16 protein-coding genes and 3 pseudogenes are annotated in these 17,182 nt (G+C 52.4%); 14 read left to right on the forward strand and 5 right to left on the reverse strand.

What is annotated here, in order from left to right; genetic code table 11:
* The first annotated feature begins 43 nt into the window (after positions 1-43).
* The gene (locus tag BW686_RS15925; RefSeq protein WP_084918515.1) at positions 44-1,171 is read left to right on the forward strand and encodes a sensor histidine kinase; all 1,128 of its coding nucleotides are present in this window, start codon (positions 44-46) and stop codon (positions 1,169-1,171) included.
* A 106-nt stretch (positions 1,172-1,277) separates the two neighbouring features.
* On the opposite strand, the gene BW686_RS15930 is transcribed toward BW686_RS15925, so the two are convergent.
* Together BW686_RS15930 and BW686_RS15935 are read right to left on the reverse strand one after the other, a co-directional pair.
* Positions 1,278-1,571, reverse strand: a complete 294-nt coding sequence (locus tag BW686_RS15930) for a hypothetical protein (protein ID WP_179149285.1) — start codon at positions 1,569-1,571, stop codon at positions 1,278-1,280.
* 79 nt (positions 1,572-1,650) lie between these two features.
* Positions 1,651-2,466, reverse strand: a complete 816-nt coding sequence (locus BW686_RS15935) for an isocitrate lyase/PEP mutase family protein (RefSeq protein WP_084918520.1) — start codon at positions 2,464-2,466, stop codon at positions 1,651-1,653.
* A 143-nt stretch (positions 2,467-2,609) separates the two neighbouring features.
* Between BW686_RS15935 and BW686_RS15940 the strand changes: the two genes are divergently transcribed.
* The 8 genes from BW686_RS15940 to BW686_RS15975 all read left to right on the forward strand — a co-directional run bounded on the left by BW686_RS15940 (position 2,610) and on the right by BW686_RS15975 (position 10,224).
* Positions 2,610-3,719 carry an alpha/beta fold hydrolase gene (locus BW686_RS15940; protein WP_084918523.1) on the forward strand — a complete coding sequence of 370 codons (1,110 nt, stop codon included), beginning with the start codon at positions 2,610-2,612 and terminating at the stop codon, positions 3,717-3,719.
* Between the two features lie 14 nt (positions 3,720-3,733).
* Positions 3,734-4,663, forward strand: coding sequence for a ThiF family adenylyltransferase (locus BW686_RS15945; protein WP_084918525.1), 930 nt, complete (start codon positions 3,734-3,736; stop codon positions 4,661-4,663).
* A 92-nt stretch (positions 4,664-4,755) separates the two neighbouring features.
* On the forward strand, positions 4,756-5,928 hold the full coding sequence (locus tag BW686_RS15950) for an MFS transporter (protein WP_256898655.1): 1,173 nt from the start codon (positions 4,756-4,758) through the stop codon (positions 5,926-5,928).
* Positions 5,903-6,562, forward strand: a complete 660-nt coding sequence (locus tag BW686_RS15955) for a GNAT family N-acyltransferase (RefSeq protein ID WP_084918529.1) — start codon at positions 5,903-5,905, stop codon at positions 6,560-6,562. The genes BW686_RS15950 and BW686_RS15955 overlap by 26 nt, the downstream gene beginning before the upstream one ends.
* Positions 6,563-6,592: 30 nt before the next feature.
* Positions 6,593-7,873, forward strand: a complete 1,281-nt coding sequence (gene ectB, locus BW686_RS15960) for a diaminobutyrate--2-oxoglutarate transaminase (protein ID WP_084918531.1) — start codon at positions 6,593-6,595, stop codon at positions 7,871-7,873.
* Positions 7,873-8,583: a TenA family transcriptional regulator gene (locus BW686_RS15965; RefSeq protein ID WP_084918533.1), complete on the forward strand. Its 711-nt coding sequence runs from the start codon at positions 7,873-7,875 to the stop codon at positions 8,581-8,583. The genes ectB and BW686_RS15965 overlap by 1 nt, the downstream gene beginning before the upstream one ends.
* A gap of 7 nt (positions 8,584-8,590) precedes the next feature.
* Positions 8,591-9,037, forward strand: coding sequence for a cupin domain-containing protein (locus BW686_RS15970; protein WP_084918535.1), 447 nt, complete (start codon positions 8,591-8,593; stop codon positions 9,035-9,037).
* 263 nt (positions 9,038-9,300) lie between these two features.
* Positions 9,301-10,224 carry a LysR family transcriptional regulator gene (locus BW686_RS15975; RefSeq protein ID WP_084918537.1) on the forward strand — a complete coding sequence of 308 codons (924 nt, stop codon included), beginning with the start codon at positions 9,301-9,303 and terminating at the stop codon, positions 10,222-10,224.
* A 265-nt stretch (positions 10,225-10,489) separates the two neighbouring features.
* On the opposite strand, the gene BW686_RS15980 is transcribed toward BW686_RS15975, so the two are convergent.
* From BW686_RS15980 to BW686_RS15990, 3 genes are all read right to left on the reverse strand, one after another.
* Entirely contained in the window at positions 10,490-10,864 is a 375-nt protein-coding gene (locus BW686_RS15980; protein ID WP_084918539.1) for a hypothetical protein, read from the reverse strand.
* A 139-nt stretch (positions 10,865-11,003) separates the two neighbouring features.
* Entirely contained in the window at positions 11,004-11,735 is a 732-nt protein-coding gene (locus BW686_RS15985) for a hypothetical protein (RefSeq protein WP_084918541.1), read from the reverse strand.
* Complete coding sequence (locus tag BW686_RS15990; protein ID WP_084918543.1) at positions 11,735-11,986, reverse strand: hypothetical protein; 252 nt, start codon at positions 11,984-11,986, stop codon at positions 11,735-11,737. Before BW686_RS15990 ends, BW686_RS15985 begins: the two co-directional genes overlap by 1 nt.
* Positions 11,987-12,033: 47 nt before the next feature.
* On the opposite strand from BW686_RS15990, the pseudogene BW686_RS27160 reads away from it, so the two are divergent.
* The 5 genes and pseudogenes from BW686_RS27160 to BW686_RS16010 form a co-directional block, all read left to right on the forward strand.
* A pseudogene (locus BW686_RS27160) lies at positions 12,034-12,307 on the forward strand (glycoside hydrolase family 19 protein); the annotation flags it as partial.
* 201 nt (positions 12,308-12,508) lie between these two features.
* A pseudogene (locus tag BW686_RS16000) lies at positions 12,509-13,181 on the forward strand (DNA adenine methylase).
* Between the two features lie 160 nt (positions 13,182-13,341).
* On the forward strand, positions 13,342-13,698 hold the full coding sequence (locus BW686_RS26985; protein ID WP_084918544.1) for a hypothetical protein: 357 nt from the start codon (positions 13,342-13,344) through the stop codon (positions 13,696-13,698).
* 171 nt (positions 13,699-13,869) lie between these two features.
* Positions 13,870-14,043 (forward strand): hypothetical protein, encoded by a 174-nt coding sequence (locus BW686_RS26865; protein ID WP_179149286.1) that lies wholly within the window; start codon positions 13,870-13,872, stop codon positions 14,041-14,043.
* A gap of 24 nt (positions 14,044-14,067) precedes the next feature.
* Positions 14,068-17,182: pseudogene (locus BW686_RS16010) on the forward strand (calcium-binding protein); the annotation flags it as partial.

A 17,182-nucleotide genomic window follows, 5' to 3' on the forward strand; every position in this document is an offset into this window, starting at 1 on the left:
CGAACCTTCAGCTCGCTTGGTTCATTTTCAGGTTTGATTTGCTATGCGGTTATCGGGCTTCATTCTTGAGAACATCGAACCCATTGTGCGTGACTGGACTGATTTCGCCCGCACCATGGCAACAATCGGAGAGCCTCTGGACACCAGAGAACTCAGGGACCACGCCGAGCAGATGCTTCGGGCCATTGCTGCGGATCTGCAAACAGATCAGTCGTCGCAGGAGCAAATCGATAAATCACAAGGCCAGGTGCTGTCGGAAGACCAGACAGCAGCAAAAACGCATGCCATCACCCGACTGATGTCAGGTTTCACCATTGATCAGGTGGTTTCGGAATTTCGTGCGCTACGGGCAAGCGTCATCAAGCAGTGGATGATGCGGGAGGCCGCAGACCCGCAATTGCAGATGGAAGACATGATCCGTTTCAATGAAGCGATTGATCAGGCGCTTGCGGAGTCCATATCCAGTTACACGGGTGCCGTTCAGGCCTCGCGCAACATTTTTCTCGGTATTCTCGGGCATGATTTGCGCACTCCGTTGAGCGCAATATTGTTGGGTGCCGACGTGTTATTGCGCACCAGCGACCTGGGCGCGCGACCGACCAAGGTTGCGTCGAGGATCTACTCGAGCGTAAAGCGGGCCAGTCAGATCGTTGGCGACCTGCTTGACTTCACCCGGTCGCAAATCGGTCCTGGCCTGCCGTTGAAAAAAACGGAAATCGATATTCAGCCGATCTGCGCGCGCATTGTCGACGAGTCCCGCACGGTCAATCCCGAAGCAGACATTCGCCTGATCTCCGACGATCCGATCATCGGCAACTTCGACGGAGACCGGCTTGAACAGGTCTTTTCGAACCTTATTGGTAACGCCGTACAGCATGGCAATAGCCGTGACCCTGTCGAAGTAACGCTGGAAGCCGTTGATGGGACCCTGCAGTTCACAGTTCACAACATGGGCAGCCCGATACCGGAGGACGTGCTTCCGTTCATTTTCAACCCGATGGGACGCTACTCCCAGGAACAGGTGACGGACAACGGCCCCTACTCGAGCCTCGGGCTTGGCTTGTTCATTGTTGCCAAGATAGTCGACGCTCATGGCGGACGCATCGAAGTGACATCGAAAGTGGAGAGAGGGACGACATTTGCGGTGCTCATCCCTTTGAATGCAGACTGAGCCTCGGCCCACAGGCTGTGGGTTGTGACGGAAACTTGCGCGCTGAATGGGAGAGGTGTCCTCCCTGAAGGCGAGTGTGTGGGAACTCTCTTCGTGACACCCCGGGTCAGCTCAAGATGATCACACCCTGGCGGGCGACCCGGATCAGGTGCCTGTAGGTCTCCGATGTGCTGCCGTCGAGAGGCAGATGAATAATCAGCATATCGAAAGTGTCGTCACGCCACTGGCCCATGTCCGCCCGCTCGTCAAACAACTGCAAAGCCGGGTTCTGCCCGGTGGTTAGCCAGGTTTGTGAAACAGGCGAGGTCTCAGTGCCTACCGTGTCAGTTGCCAACTGTGCAGGGCTGCACAGCCCCAGCGTTCGCCAGGCCAGACGGCAGGATGCACAGTTGATCGTCACCCCATTCCCGAGGCCAATGACAGGGCTTCGGTTTCTATTGAATCTCACCTGTGTGCTCCCTGCAGATAATCGATCCTGACTAACGCATCACGTCATTAAGCTGATTCAGGCTTAGCCCTGACTGTAGAAAATCCAGGCCGTTCGAGTGTTCCAGCCCCAGTAGAACAGTTGAAATCTGCTGGTAGGCCGATCTAAACAGTGCGCTGCCAAGGCTGATTCGGCGAATGCCGGTTGCTCTGAGTCGGTCAATCGTCATGCCGGAAACAGGAAGGACATTGAGCGGTTTGGTAAGCGAGCGCTGAATGATTTCAAGGTCCTCAATCGATCTCACGCCCGGTGCGAACAGACAATCGGCGCCTGCTTCTTCAAACGCGACCAGCCGCGCAATAACCTCACTCAACGAATACGCGTGCGCACCAAGCAGATAGTCTGTTCTGGCCGTGAGCACGAAGTCGGCGTCCAGCATGCGGACTGCCTCGCTGGCAGCACGTACGCGGTCACACGCTTCTCCAATGGAGAAATACACCGGGGTATCAGGGTCACTGTAGTCAGAAATATCTTCAATGGACGCGCCTGCGCAGCCGATGGCCAGTGCTCGCCTGAAATGCTCTTCGACCTTTTCCAGGGTCTTCGCCAGACCATTCTCCAGGTCTGCGGTGACGGGTATGTCCACCGCGCGGACGATACGATCAATCGCCGCAAAGCGATCATCATTGTTCATTGAGGGTGATGAGTCCCGGTAGCCCTGCGCGTAGGCAATTCCCGCGCTGGTGGTGCCGAGGCTGGCATAACCCATCTGTTGAATAAGCCGCGCGCTTCCCTCACACCACGCATTGGGCATGATAAATAACGCATCGCGTTCATGTAAGGTTCTGAAGGCCTGACTGGTGTTCATGGCAACTCCCTGAAAGAGCAATATTAGTCCTCTTCACAAGAAACAGGATTAAAAAAAAGTGAAGGCTATTAAAAAAGTCTGAACAGACAATAAGCAGGGCCTGTGGAATGCTGGCAGTCACTTAATTGCAAGGACGTTGACTGATGAAGGGGATTGCTTCCGCCGCCTTGTTTTTTGTTTCCTGTGCCACGGCCCTGATGGGGGTTGCCTCTCCCGTACCCACAAGTTCAGTGGCGACTGTCGGGGGGATGGAAGTTCATACCGTTAAACTAAAAACAGACGCGATGAAGATGGCCCTCTGGCGCGACCCGCCTAAGGGAACTCATGCCCAGACCCTGAAAGAGTCAAACGTTGTTCTGTTTATTCATGGCGCAACGATTTCGGGCAATCTTTCGGCAGGCTACGCCATCGATGGTTATTCCTGGGCGCAGGATGTCGCCAATTCGGGGCGCGAGGCCTGGGTGGTGGACTTGCCGGGTTATGGCCGCTCTGATGATTACCCGGAAATGCGTGAGGCCAGTCCGCAGGCCAGTCATGAGCCCGTGGGCAATGCCAAAAGCCTGGTGCCCGTGATTGATGCCGCGGTTGACTACGTATTGAACTTCACCGGCGCTAAAAAACTCACGATTATCGCTACGTCCAGAGGCGCCATACCGGTGGGGTATTACCTGAGTGCGCACGGCGAAAAAGTAGACAAGGTCGTGTTCAACTCGCCCATCGTCCGGCGCGACAACACGGATCCTGCCATCGTACGAGGTTTGTTCGGAAGTGCCGACAGGCCCGACAAGAACTTTTATGAGATTCCTGTGGACAAGCGATTGTCCATGATCGAAGAAGATCGTCCGCCGGGCACCGAGACGCAACTGGAGCGCGCCTTCATAAAAAACTGGCCCGGTGACGCCGTGCTGGAAAGAGCGCATCAAAAAAACATGATCAAAGTGCCTGGAGGTTTCGCCCAGGACATCTATGACGCCTGGCACGGCGTGTACTGGGACCCCGCCAACATCAACGTGCCGGTTTTAATCACCCGTGGTGATTATGACCATGTGTTGACCACCGCGGCGGATGCCGACTGGTTGTACACAAGCCTGAGCAGTGCCCCCAGTAAACGGTACGTGCTGATTGATAAAGGCACCCATGCCATGTTGTTTGAAAAAAAGCGTTTTGAACTCTACCGCGAAGTTCAGGTTTTTCTGGACGGCTCGTGCAACCGATTGTCACTGACGTGCAGTTTCTGTGGCGGCCGCAACTAAGCAAGGAGCAGACCATGTTGAAGAAAGCACGCATTGTTAAATTCCCCGGCGTTTTTACCGAGCAGGTGTACAACGAGCGGGTTTCACGCAGCGGTTGTTTTCTCGGTAACACGAAGCTGGAACAACTGGCCAATCAGGGCAAACTCTCCAACGCTGTCGTCGGCGTGGCAGGCGCGGGGGGGATTGGCGGAGCGGTGGCATTGGGGTTGGCACGGTTAGGTGTCCGGCACATCAAAATCGCTGATCCCGACTCTTTTGACATCAGCAACATCAACCGACAGTTTGGTGCGTCACTGGAAACCATCGGCCGCAATAAGGCATTGGTGGTCGCCGAATTGGTCCACCGGCTGGCCGGCGACGTGAGCGTCGATGTGTTCCCTGAGGGCATCCAGAAACACACCGCTGAAGCGTTTGTGGAAGATTGTGATCTGGTGCTGGATCAGATGGACTTCTACAGCATTGCCGAGCGCTATGCGTTGCACCGGGCGTATCGCAAATCAGACAGGTGCAAGGGTTTATTGGCATCGTCGGTGGTCGGTTGGGGCGCTAATATTTACAAGTTCGACAAGACCGGCCTGACGCTGGAGGGTTTTTATAATATTCCAGAAGACGCAGAAATGACGACTGAGTTGGTCAAAGAGCTGGTCATGCTTCAGGCCTCCTACCAACCTCGTTTTCCGAGCGTTCCTGATATTTTCAGCTGGATGAAAGAAACCGGAAATGTCCCGATTCTGTCAGTGGCCCCGACGGCTTCTCATTACCTGATCCTCTGTCGTTCAGCGTTGATGCTGTGCGATCTGGAGGGCGCGCCTTACAGCACCGAACTTCCTCCGATGCCTAAGTATTACTGGTTTGATGGCTCTACGTTCGATAACGGCATTTATGAGTTCGACGGTAACTGGGCCAATCCCGAAGAGCACCGCAAGCATTTCAATGTCAATTGACCCACCTGGCCCGACGGGGCCAGGCCTTTGAGGGGTGTTCGGTGAATGAAGTGCTCGATACTCAGGAACGGCACAATGTGTCCAGATTCCTCGTGGCGTCCAGTTTGTGGTTCATTTGTGTGGGTGTACACAGTGTATTCCTGCCTTGGGTACTGATCAGCGTCGTTCAGGCATCGGCCTTTCAATTTGGCGTTGCGCAGATGTGCCTGATGTTGCCGGTGCTGATGCTCGTGATCTATGGAGGTTATGTTGCTGACCGCAAGCCGTTACGCAAGTTATTGGTCGGCGTGTACCTCGCCGGCGCACTGACGGCACTTGTGTTCGCGGTGTGGAGTTACCAGTCAGCAATCACTTACACCAAGGTCCTGCTGTATGCATTGTCGTTTGGGGTGCTGTCGGCATTCTGCGCCCCTGCCAGAGAGTTGTACCTCAACGTACTGGGCAAAAAGCAACTGCAAAAAATAGTCACGATCAATATCGGAATTGAGTTCGGGATTCAGACCGTGGGATTTGCCATCGGTGGTGTTGCGCAGCAGGTGGGCATCAGCCTGATGTTCTTGTTGTTGTCCCTGCTGTTCATGATGTCGTCTCTGGTCGCTTCTCGTATTTCGGTGACCACGCCGAGCAAGCGCCATTCGGGTCTGATCGCTGAAACCCGTGCGGCACTGCGGTTCTCCGTTCAGCACCCGATCATCTTTCCGGTGTTGTTGCTGAACGGCCTGATCGGTGTTTTCTTCCTGGGCTCGTTTTTCGTCATGATGCCCCTCCATGTTTCCGGTTTGCCGGGGTATGACGCTTCGTTACTGGCCCTGTTCAATATCGTGTTTATGGTCGGGTTGATCGCCTCCGTCGTGACACTGGTCGCCAGCGGAGGGATCACTCACAAGCTGCGGGCATTGATCGGTTCCTGCCTGCTGGCTTCAGTGCTGCTGGCTGCCATCCCGTCCGTCGTGACGGAGTGGGTTTTGTTTCTACTGGTTTTTGGCTGGGGTTTTCTAGGCGGCATAGCGCTCAGCATGGGGCAGACGCTGATTCAGGAGAATGCCCCGTCACGTAATAAAGCGCAGGTATTAGCGTTGCTGATGTTGTTCTTCATGGGCGGCAGTCCAATAGGGTCATTCCTGCTGGGCGCACTGCTTGAATTTGTCGATACACCGGTGGTGGGGTTCATCAGCGCAGGCGCGATGGTTGTTTCAATAATGGCAGTATCCTATATATACACACTGTGGAATACACAACATGAACGGATCGACACTGCCATTTAACAACGCCACGTCGACAGTATTGAAAGGCCGGGTGCAACTTGCGCACTCTGATCTCGAACTCGCCAGCGTCAAGGCTATTTGGCAAGAAGTGTACAGCGAAGAACTGGGCTGGCTGGACCGCGATGACACGGATCCTCGCAATGATCGCTACCATGCCCATTCGGTTTACTTGCTGGCCACTGACGACAGCGGCGCACCCGTCGGGGTGATGCGCATGATTATCGACGGGGACCAAGGATTGCCAATCGATAAGTTTGCCGATATTTCCGCGACACGAGAAAACGCCCAAGGCGCGTTGGTGGAATGCGCGCGGCTCATGATCCCGGCCAGATACCGTGATCAGACGTTTGCGGCTTACCCTTACGGCATCTTCGCCGCGCTGGTCAAAGCGGCACTGCAGCACTGCCTGAAAGAAAAGAACTACAACGTCCTGGCCAATTGTTTTCTCGACACGCCGCACACACCGATAAAAGCATTGGCGCACATGGGCTTCAATGACTTGAACATTCGCTTTCAAGACGAGTTGCATGAGGCGTCGGAGTGTACGGTGCTGCACCTGGACATCAAGGACATGCTGTCGATCTTTTACGGGCCTGAGAAAAGCCTGGGCCATTACATCATGGCGCGCGCGTAGTTTATCTTTTCAAGGCAAAGGACGGCAGGCATGAACCCATTACTCTCTCTCTACGCGCGTGAGTCCAACGTACGGTCTTATTGTCGTGATTGCAGCGTGGTGTTTGACACCGCAGAAGGCGCCATTCTCAAAGACGTCGAGGGGCGTCAGTTTATTGATTTTTTTGCAGGGGCGGGGTCGCTGAACTATGGCCACAATAACCCTCGTCTGAAAAAAGAGCTGTTGGATTACATTCAACAGGACGGCATTACCACCACCCTCGACTTTCACAGCGCTGCCAAATCCCGGTTTATCGAGCAGTTCGACCGGGTCATTCTCAAACCGCGAGGCATGGACTACAAACTACAGTTTACGGGGCCGACCGGGACCAATGCGGTCGAGGCTGCCTTGAAACTGGCTCGAAAAATCACCGGGCGTGCGTCCGTAGCCGCCTTCACCCATGCGTTTCACGGGGTCACGCTGGGCTCGCTGGCGGTGACCGCCAACACGGATAAACGAGCCGTCGCTGGTGTGGAACTGTCAAACGTCATTCGGCTTCCCTATGACGGGTTTCTGGGGCCTGATGTCGACAGCGCAGAGATCATTGAAACGATTTTTGCGGCAACCGGAGCGGGGTTCGAGCCACCGGCAGCCATTATTCTGGAGGTCGTGCAAGGCGAGGGCGGCCTGAATTGCGCGCGGCCGCAATGGTTACAGCGCATTCAGCGGTTGTGCAAAACCTCAGGTGCGCTGCTGATCATTGACGATATTCAAGCGGGTTGCGGTCGGACGGGTACATTTTTCAGCTTTGAATCCGCCGATATTTCTCCTGACATTATTTGCCTGTCAAAGTCCATCAGCGGCTATGGCTTGCCGATGTCTCTGGTCCTGATCAAACCGGAACACGATCAGTGGGCGCCCGGTGAACACAATGGCACTTTTCGTGGAAACAACACGGCGTTCGTGACGGCGACCGCTGCGCTGAGTTATTGGCAAGAAGGTACGTTCGAGGGCTCGATCGCTGAGCGGTCCGGCGTGGTTCACGCTGCACTGGAAAGACTGATTGCCTCTGCACCGCGAGAAGCCGTCAGCGTTGTAGGGCGGGGTCTGTTCATGGGATTGAAGTTCGGCGACTCACGGCGTGCAAGTGCGCTGGCTGCCGAGTGCCTGTCTCACGGTTTGCTTGTGGAAACCTGCGGTCCGTTAAACGAAGTCCTCAAGCTGATGCCGCCACTGACCATTGACCTACCGACGCTTGAGCGTGGGCTGGACATATTGAAGTACGCGTATCTTTCTACTTTACACACTGAATCATTGCGAGGGATTGCCTGATGTATCAAGTTGCTGAAAACACCCATACCCCGGCTGCCGGTTCATTGAGCAATGACTTCATACTGCAGGAACTGGCCCAGTTAAGAGATGAAATGATCCAGCAGGTTTCTGATCATCCCTTTCTGGTTCAGTGCCGTGCGGCGACTATGCCGATAGACCGGTTGAAAAGCTTTCTCGTGCAACAGGGAAAATACAGCCGTTATTTCACCCGGTACATCTGCCAATTGATGACGCACCTTGAGGGTGACGAAGATATCCTGGCAGTGTTCGAGAACCTTTTCGAGGAACTCGGTTTTGGTGAGGTCGCCGAGCCGACGCATTCGGCCATCTATCGAGACATGTTGCGCTCTTTCGACCTGAGCCTGGAGGCGCACGCCACGCTTCCTTCCACGCAACACCTCATCGATACCATGATGAATTTTTGCAAGCAACCCAACGGTGTTTACGGGTTGTCGGCACTGTGCCTGGGGGCTGAGGCCATTGTTCCTCATCTGTACAGTGACATTGTCAGCGGTTTCGCAGGTCAGGGCGTTGCGGCGGAGAAACTCAGGTTCTTCACAGTACACATTGAATGCGACGACGGTCACGCAGACACCCTGTTGGCCATTCTTTCGCGTCTGGTGGTAGAAAAATCGGCTCGCTTTGAAATCGTCCGTCACGCCGCCTTCATGATGATCAAGGCGCGACTTGAGTTCCTGGATAAACTGTGAGGCGAACATGAATAACTCTACTTTTTCTTCGCGTGATTTTGTTCATGTTCCTGCCTGCCTTGCTGCTGACGATGTCATGGGCTCGCTGCTGCATGCGGGGGTCAGAAAACCCACGCTGGATACGTTCAGCGAAACAAGAAAGCACGAAGTTCATGTGGTCGACTTGCCGTCCAGATCGATAAGCATGACCTTCGGAGCGCTACAACCGTTGCAGGGGTCGGGGCTGCATCGGCACAACTATGAAACCGTCATCTACATCCTTTCAGGTAAAGGTTTTTCGATGGTGGGAGAGACGCAAATTGCCTGGGCCGCCGGGGATGCGATTTATATTCCTGTCTGGCGTTGGCACAAGCACGTCAATACCTCAGAGGAGGCAGAGGCCACGTATATCGCGTGTGAAAATACTCCACTGCTCCAGGCACTGGGTGTGGCGCTGAGGGAAGAGGCGCCCTGACCGGGGGGGGCTGAACGTCACTAGACTTCCCTCCGTCAATGGCCTGTCCCAGAGCGACCCGAGAGCGGGAAAATCGATTCAGCCTGCTTTTTTTGCCGATACGGCCTCTGCTTGTCAGGAATGATTTGCGAATAGCCACTGAATGGCCTAACTATAAGGGGTGACATGGAAAGCCGGGGTGCAGTTGGAAAATCCCGGAGCAGGAAACCACTCGGTTGCCAACGTCGATCACTGGCGTTGCACCGGGTAATCAGGGAAAACGGATGTCTCGAATTTTTGATATTGATACAAACCTTTGGCGCACGTTCAAATCGGTGAGTGAAACGCGAAGTATCACGCGCTCTGCTGTCATTCTGTGCAAGACGCCACCTGCCATCAGCATGCAGATCAAAAAGCTGGAAGCGCTCCTGGAGCTGAAATTGTTCGTCAGAGGCGACGACGGTTTTCGCCTGACGCTGATAGGTGAAGAAGTACTGGCCGCCGCTGAAAAGATTCTCGCGATGCACGACAACCTGTTCCGTTTGAAGAACAAAAACCCTGACAGCGAATTACGCTTGGGCATGCCTGATGATTACGCGCTGTTTTTTTTGCACAGCATTGTAAAGTCTCTGACCCGCTCGGACCCCGCGCTTAAAATAAAGCTGGTCTGCAAGACGTCATTGTTATTGATAGAAGACATGAAACTCGGTCGACTGGACCTGGCCGTTGTCGCCGTGCCTGAGTCTCAGGTCATCGAACACTCTGAACACATCAGGCATGAAACGCTTCACTGGATCGGCGATGCCGAACTGGTCATGGCGGGGTATCCGATACCTCTGGTGCATTTCCCGGAAGGGTGCATATGCCGGGAAGTCTGCGTCAAGTCGTTGGAGCTTGCGCAAATGGCGTCTGAGATACGGTTCACCTCCGAGTCCAATTTTGCTGTGTTCAATGCCATCGGGGCCGGTGTCGGCATAGGGGTCGGCGAGTTGTCACTCATCCCGGCCGATACGCCTATCATCAGAAGTTCGTTACTCCCTCCGCTACCCGCGATAAAGATGTGCGTGCTCTCCAGCAACGACCGCATTTCAAGGTCTGTCCTTGCCCGAATAAGCACAAGCGTAGCGCTGAGTGTCAACAGCGTCTGCGAAACAAACATCATTGGAAACATTCACCCCAAAAATGCCTTCGCTGTCGGCGCTTTCTGACACATACATTTCCCGCGCCCAAGCCACTGCGCTGAATCAGCACGCCATCGAGGCTGTCGATTTTCTGATAATTTATCGGTCTTTTCCGATTGCCCACATCTCTGCGTGCAGGCCACTGTGTGGCCCCACGCATCATGTTATCTACCTAATCGTGTGTGGCAGCCAAATAGGCTCGCTGCCACTGGAACCCGCCTGTGAATGTAGTCATCTTCGATAGCTGCGAACGCAGAAAGACGATCAGGCAACGGGCCAAACTGACCGTTTTTTATGTCTGCGCATCGAAGCGATGAGTTTCCTCCCGCTCGCGAATGGCACGTGAGATGAGTGGGATTGCTATCGCACATCCCAGGTACGCAAACATGTTCCAACTGTTGATGAGTAGCATCAGCACGTCTTTACGGGTCATCGGGTCGGTGATCAGGCCGAACTTGAGCACTTGCCACCCGCTCGCCAGGCCTATCGCAACGCCGCCTGTTAAAATCACCATCATGACCGCCGTGGACAGCCACATCCTGACGCTGTCCAGGATTTTTCGTCGGTTCTCCGGGGCAATCAAAATCAGCGCGGCTATGCCCCGAATGATGGTGACCAGAGCCGCCACTGCGGCGAGAAATGGGAGGGCGTCCTTGATCAGATCCACGTTATTGTTCCTGTTGCGATGAATTCAAATTAATCAACCGGCACCTATTGAGCACGGCGGTGCTGTTGTTATGAGGGGGCGACGCGTTGATCGTTGAGGCTGGCCCGAGTCAGAGATTCAGGCCAGCCGCTTGCGGGCTTTATACACCCAGTCGTTTGGCCTCGGCCTCTAGGCGCGCTTTGCGCTCTTCCTCATTTTCGGGCAGGTAAATTCTGTCCCCGTCTACGTGGGGTGACAGGGCCTGGACCAAGAGCAGAATGCAGAACAACACGATGCCTCCAAGGCTGGTCTTGACCAATGCGGTTACCCAAAAGCCCTTCAACGCAGTGTGAAGTGTCGCGGCTGTCTGGCTTAGCGTGGCGGTATGGTCGTCACCCAGAACAAAGAAGTTAAGTGCAAGCAACATGGCCATGGCGAAGCCTATGTTCGTATTGATCATGTCCTCATCGTGTGCGGCCTGATTTTTATCGAGAATGTCGAGCATGACCTTGTCCCGGTCTATCAAGGCTTTTTCTCGCACTGTGGAGACCCAGCGGATGTTTGGATGGGTGTGCTGGTTATTTTTATTTGGCCATCTTATTGAGACGTAGGTCGTAATGGTCAAAAGCAAATGGCGCAGAGCGGGGAAGAGCAGCGTCATCAGGAACGCGAACAAACCCAAAAATACGAGCGCGTTACCACCACTCACCTCCGGCGCATCCAGCTTGGAAAAAGCACCGAGTAAATTCTTGTGATAGAAAACCACCAGACACGAGTCCAGCGCCAAAATGAACGAGATGAGCAGCATGAAGTGCCGCATCTCTATCGCTTTCTCAATGAATGACGTGGTGGTGGCAAGCGCTTTTGACATGCCTGAAGTTGAGTCGGCCATTAACGTCCCTTTACAGTTGATTGATCCAGCGCCGCATGATGCCTGTGCCAGTAACGGCTTTCAAACAACTTGGCCTTATAGTTATCGCTCAGCAAGCCCGCGCCAGGCTTGGCCAGCTCGCGTTGCCGACGTTTGAGCCTGACTTGTTCGGTGTACTTGATTCCACTCTTTTGTTCGTGCGTTGGGTGATCGTTCCCATCTCGTTTCTTCGGTGTTAAAAGTTTTTCTTCGGTGCCGAAGGTTCGCACCACGCCAAAATAATCCCGAAAGTGCTGAGCATCGCCTGATGAAAATGCAACATCGGGGCAGGGGGCTTATTCAGTTCACCGGGCAAGACAACTATGCCGCTTGTGCATAGGCATTAGGGCTGGATCTGCTCAAACACCCCGAACTCTTGGAGCGTCCAGAGCATGCGGCTATTTCGGCAGGCTGGTTTTGGCACCGTGCCGGACTCAATACTTTGGCAGATAAAGGGGACTTTCTGACGATCACCAAACGCATCAATGGCGGCACCAATGGCCAAGGCAGATCGGCAAATGCTCTACGAGCGTACCTTGAAGGTTTTGGCCTGATCAAGTCATGGGCCGTTCAGCCTTGAGCCGAAGGAGTCCCAGCAGCAAATTGAAAAAGAGCGACCAGCCGAGATGCGCGAACATCGCGGCTGGTCACCGTTCCCGCAGATTACCCCTGCAAGTCCAGCCAAGGCTCTCGCTTCTTGCACAAAGCGGAGCGAGCCTAGCACCTATCTATATACAGTAAAGGTCTTGCTTTCTATGCCCACACCCATCATCCCTTGGATGGGCGGCAAACGCCGCCTTGCCGACCGTCTCATCCCGCTGTTCCCACCTCACGAATGCTACGTCGAAGTGTTCGCAGGCGGTGCGGCCCTCTACTTCATGCGTCCCCAGGCCGCCCCCGTTGAGGTCTTGAACGACATCAACGGAGACCTGGTGACGCTGTATCGCGTCGTCCAAAACCACCTTGAAGAATTCGTCCGCCAATTCAAATGGGCACTCAGCTCGCGCCAGGTATTTGAGTGGCAGAAGATGACCCGCTCCGAAACCCTCACCGACATCCAGCGCGCCGCCCGGTTCTTCTACCTGCAGCACCATGCCTTCGCAGGCATGGCTGGAATGCGCAGAGCGTTATGACCGGCCTCACACCTTTCATTATATGGACCCGCCTTACTGGCAAACAGCTGGGTACGGCGTGGATTTTCCGTTTGAGAATTACGAGCGGATGGCTGATTTCATGCGGACGTGCAAGGGGAAAGTGATGGTCAGCATCAACGATCACCCTGACATACGCAGAGTATTCGAAGAATTTCATTTTGAAACGGTTGACATTAGGTACACCACCTCAAACCAGCGGAGGGGACGGACCGATGTGGTAGGCGAACTAGTTATCATGAATTGGGAGCCGAAAGCTTTAGGTGGTTTGTTCTGATCAACGGTGTAGAAGTGGGTATCAGGTACTACTTGGCCATTACAGTTTAAGGCGTAGTTGTGATCGGCAGAAAGCCGTAGGCTGAGTTCTAGGCTCGTACCAAGCTGTACCACTGTGCGAGTTTTTGGGATTTGAGTGTGTTCGCGAAACTGTTAAGCCAATGTTTTTATTGATTTTTATACTCTATGCAATACTGGTAACCCCTCAAGCAGTGGTGGAGTTGTTGTCGCTTCACATTCGTCAGCTAGGCGAATTCATGGGTGATCTGTTCATGGCTTCGCAGCCGGTCGCGGCGGAGAGGCTAACGTGGGGCACTGGATCAGTTCAATACGCTTTAGGGAAAGAGGACGCTAAAGACGGGAAGCGTGTCACTCATCCAGATTTTGCTATGCGTCGGCAAATGATGAGCCAGAGCTACCAAAAGGCTCGTTCAGCTCCGGACGCTCAAATGCTACTAAAAAGAAAATATGACCAAAATCTATCGGTAGTGCCATTTACTTTTTGTCTCTGTAAGTAATATGCTCTCCGAAATATTGAATGTCAAAAAAACCTTTGATGTTCTCGGGCTGCTGCGCCTTAGGTGCGAGCCCTGTAGCTTCTTGTTTTATGGTTTGGTGTTTGGAAATGTTTTAGACTGATTGCAGTTTGATGGTTGCTTTTAAGAAAACTAATGTGAGGCGGTAATGTGATGGCGATATTTCTCGCGCTTCTTGTGGGGGTGGCGTTGTTGATGCAGTTGCATGAAAATGAAAAAGAGTCAAAGGGGGAACCTCTTGGCGTAGGTTTTTATGTGCTGAAGTTTTTTCTTGTGGTTGTTGGTGTTGGGCTGCTTGTGATGATATATGTTGCGCGAAAAAGTTAAAAATTTATTATAGGGAGTATTGATATGGCATCAGAACAAAACGTTAATATCACTGTTGATCCTTTCATGTTCGGCAAGGGTGTTGATGACGCTCAGGCGGTATATGATGCCCTTGAGGCAACATATAAAAGTACTTCCGAAAACATCGCGTCTATGACTGATGTGCAAACGTTAGCTTTAGCCGCGACAGGGACTAAAGCTGTAGTCTCACTTCTTACAAAGCATCCAATTTTGGGTGTGCCCGCAACTCTTGGGCAAGCGTCCACCGCTGTGGCGGTGCTTGGCGAGGCTGCTGAGTCAGGAAATATTCAGCCAAGTCAAATTTTAGGGTTGGCATCTGGCATAATAGGAATTGCATCAAGTTTTGCTGTTATGGCAACTCTAGGTACTGGAGTTGTTCTTGCAGGTATAGGCGGGGTTACGTTTGGCCCGTTGGCGCTAGGTCTGGGGTTGTCCCTAGCGGCAATTGGTAAAGCCTTGGACTACTTTCAGGATGATATTTCTAAGGCCTTGGGCGATGCGTATGATCAAGTAGTAAAGCAAGTATCAGATGCTGGAGAGTTTTTAAGTAAAATTGCTGAGGATCTTGGAAGTAAGTTTCAAAGCTTTTACCAAGGGCTGCAAGAAAAGTTTGATAGTGCATCAGATACATCTTCGCCTTTAATCTTGGATCTGAACGGAGATGGAGTGAGCACTACTTCAGTATCTTCAGGTACTCATTTCGACCATAACGCAGATAATCGTGCCGAAGCGACAGGATGGATTGCCGGAGCTGACGGTCTATTGGTTTGGGATAGGAATGAAAATGGAGTAATCGATAATGGTAAAGAGCTTTTCGGTGACCAAATGGTTTTGGTCGGCGGGGCCAGAGCTTCAAATGGATTTGAGGCCTTAAAAGAATTAGACTCAAATGGCGATGGGGTTTTCAGTTCAAGTGACAGTTTGTTTAGTAAGGTTGGTGTCTGGATAGACTCAAATTCAAACGGTGTTTCTGAGACTTCTGAAATCCACAAGTTGTATGATGTAGGTGTTGCGAGTATAAATGTTGATTATAAAGTTTCTTCTAGTTTAGATGCTGGTGGTAATGATCATAGGCAGCTGGGTAGTTATACTAAGGTTGACGGTTCGGTTTTGGCTATAGATGATGTTTGGTTTGCTACTAATTTTGTGGATTCGGTAGAGAAAGACCCCGTTATTATTAATGAGTACATAGCAGGGCTCCCGAACGTTAAAGGCCTTGGTTTTGCGCATGACTTGCATCAAGCTATGGCGCTGGATTCTAGTGGTGGTCTTGCGCTATTAGTCGATAAGTTTTACAGTGATTCTACTACCTCTGGCAGTATGTCGGTCGTTGATGATATTGTTTTTTCATGGGCAGGAAGTGCAAACATAGATCCTGGCAGTCGTGGAGGTTTTTTTGATGCTAGAAAATTAAGCTCTATAGAGTTTTTTCTAGGTGAAAAATTCTTTCAAAAGTATGGAGATAACGCTTCAACAAATAATCCTGCTTTGAACTCAGCTGTTGTGCTAGAGGAAATGTACTCTTCGTTAAAGAGTTATGTTGCGGATGCGCTAATACTTCAGAAAAAAGATTACTTGAAAATAATTTCTGATGTTTCGGTGGGTTTTGGCGTTGATGGTGCCGCGTTTAATGTAGACTCAGCAGTATCGGAGGTACAAAAAATATATGAGAAAAATTCAGATGAAGCGTATGACTTTTTAACTGTACTCTATCATGCGCTTGGAGCGTCTGGCAGATCAGGGGAGTTACTTGTGGATGGTTTCAGGTCTGCAGGAAGTCGTGATGGTAATGGCTTTGACTTTCTCGTTGCAACAGCTGATCAATGGGTTTTTGGTAGCGCAGAGAGCGAGCTTATTTCAAGTGGCAATAAAGATGTAGTTTTTGATGGTGGTGGTGGTGATACAGTTAAAGGCGATGGTGGAAATGATGTATTTATTTATAATGGTGGTTATGGTTATTTAGAGATTGACAACTCTTATTTGGTTGGTGATGTTCCGATACTTAAGTTCGGCCCCGGTATCACGGGTGCGTCATTGACGGTTACAACCACTCCATCCGGCAATAGTCTAATAATCACCAACGGCATCGAAGGGGACCAGATCGTATTGGACTATAGCCTTCTTAACTCTAACTATGGTGTAAAAAAGGTCCAGTTCTCTGACGGCAGCTCTTTGGCATTTGAGGATCTGGTCGCGATGAAGGATCAGTTACTGGAGCTCAAGAATTCGACCGGGACCCTTGGGAATGACACGCTGAACGGATCGGCTCGCGCCCAGACCTTTGATGGCAAGGGCGGCCAGGATGTGATCCACGGTGGCGGTGGCAATGACACCTTTATCTACAATGCTGGTTATGGCTACCTGGAGATAGATAACGCATATGCCGCCGGGGAGGTACCTATTCTGAAGTTCAGCGTCGGTATAACGGCGGCGTTATTGACGGTTACAACCACTCCATCCGGCAATAGTCTGATAATCACCGACGGCATCGAAGGGGATCAGATCGTGTTGGACTATAGCCTTCTTAACTCTAACTATGGAGTAAAAAAGGTCCAGTTCTCTGACGGCAGCTCCTTGGCGTTTGAGGATCTTGTCACGATGAAGGATCAGTTGCTGGAGATTAAGAATTCGACCGGGACCCTTGGGAATGACACGCTGAACGGATCGGCTCGCGCCCAGACCTTTGATGGCAAGGGCGGCCAGGATGTGATCCACGGTGGCGGTGGCAATGACACCTTTATCTACAATGCTGGTTATGGCTACCTGGAGATAGATAACGCATATGCCGCCGGGGAGGTACCTATTCTGAAGTTCGGCGCTGGTATCACGGCGGCGTCATTGACGGTTACAACCACCCCATCCGGCAATAGTCTGATAATCACCGACGGCATAGAAGGGGATCAGGTCGTGCTGGACTACAGTCTTCTTTACCCTAACTATGGTGTTAAGAAAGCTGAGTTCTCTGACGGCAGCTCCTTGGCGTTTGAGGATCTTGTCACGATGAAGGATCAGCTGCTGGAAATCAAGAATTCGACCGGAACCCTTGGGAATGACACGCTGAACGGATCGGCTCGCGCCCAGACCTTTGATGGCAAGGGTGGCCAGGATGTGATCCACG

Origin of the sequence: Pseudomonas syringae (genome assembly GCF_002157375.1) — a bacterium.
GTDB classification, from domain to species: Bacteria; Pseudomonadota; Gammaproteobacteria; order Pseudomonadales; family Pseudomonadaceae; genus Aquipseudomonas; species Aquipseudomonas syringae_T.

What these genes read in the sequence shown, in the direction of transcription:
- BW686_RS15925 (WP_084918515.1), top strand. Translation starts at nt 44, where the DNA reads ATGCGGTTATCGGGCTTCATTCTTGAGAACATCGAACCCATTGTGCGT.
- BW686_RS15935 (WP_084918520.1), bottom strand. Translation starts at nt 2,466, where the DNA reads ATGAACACCAGTCAGGCCTTCAGAACCTTACATGAACGCGATGCGTTA.
- BW686_RS15940 (WP_084918523.1), top strand. Translation starts at nt 2,610, where the DNA reads ATGAAGGGGATTGCTTCCGCCGCCTTGTTTTTTGTTTCCTGTGCCACG.
- BW686_RS15945 (WP_084918525.1), top strand. Translation starts at nt 3,734, where the DNA reads ATGTTGAAGAAAGCACGCATTGTTAAATTCCCCGGCGTTTTTACCGAG.
- BW686_RS15955 (WP_084918529.1), top strand. Translation starts at nt 5,903, where the DNA reads ATGAACGGATCGACACTGCCATTTAACAACGCCACGTCGACAGTATTG.
- ectB (WP_084918531.1), top strand. Translation starts at nt 6,593, where the DNA reads ATGAACCCATTACTCTCTCTCTACGCGCGTGAGTCCAACGTACGGTCT.
- BW686_RS15965 (WP_084918533.1), top strand. Translation starts at nt 7,873, where the DNA reads ATGTATCAAGTTGCTGAAAACACCCATACCCCGGCTGCCGGTTCATTG.
- BW686_RS15970 (WP_084918535.1), top strand. Translation starts at nt 8,591, where the DNA reads ATGAATAACTCTACTTTTTCTTCGCGTGATTTTGTTCATGTTCCTGCC.
- BW686_RS15975 (WP_084918537.1), top strand. Translation starts at nt 9,301, where the DNA reads ATGTCTCGAATTTTTGATATTGATACAAACCTTTGGCGCACGTTCAAA.
- BW686_RS15985 (WP_084918541.1), bottom strand. Translation starts at nt 11,735, where the DNA reads ATGGCCGACTCAACTTCAGGCATGTCAAAAGCGCTTGCCACCACCACG.
- BW686_RS26985 (WP_084918544.1), top strand. Translation starts at nt 13,342, where the DNA reads ATGTTTTTATTGATTTTTATACTCTATGCAATACTGGTAACCCCTCAA.
- BW686_RS26865 (WP_179149286.1), top strand. Translation starts at nt 13,870, where the DNA reads ATGGCGATATTTCTCGCGCTTCTTGTGGGGGTGGCGTTGTTGATGCAG.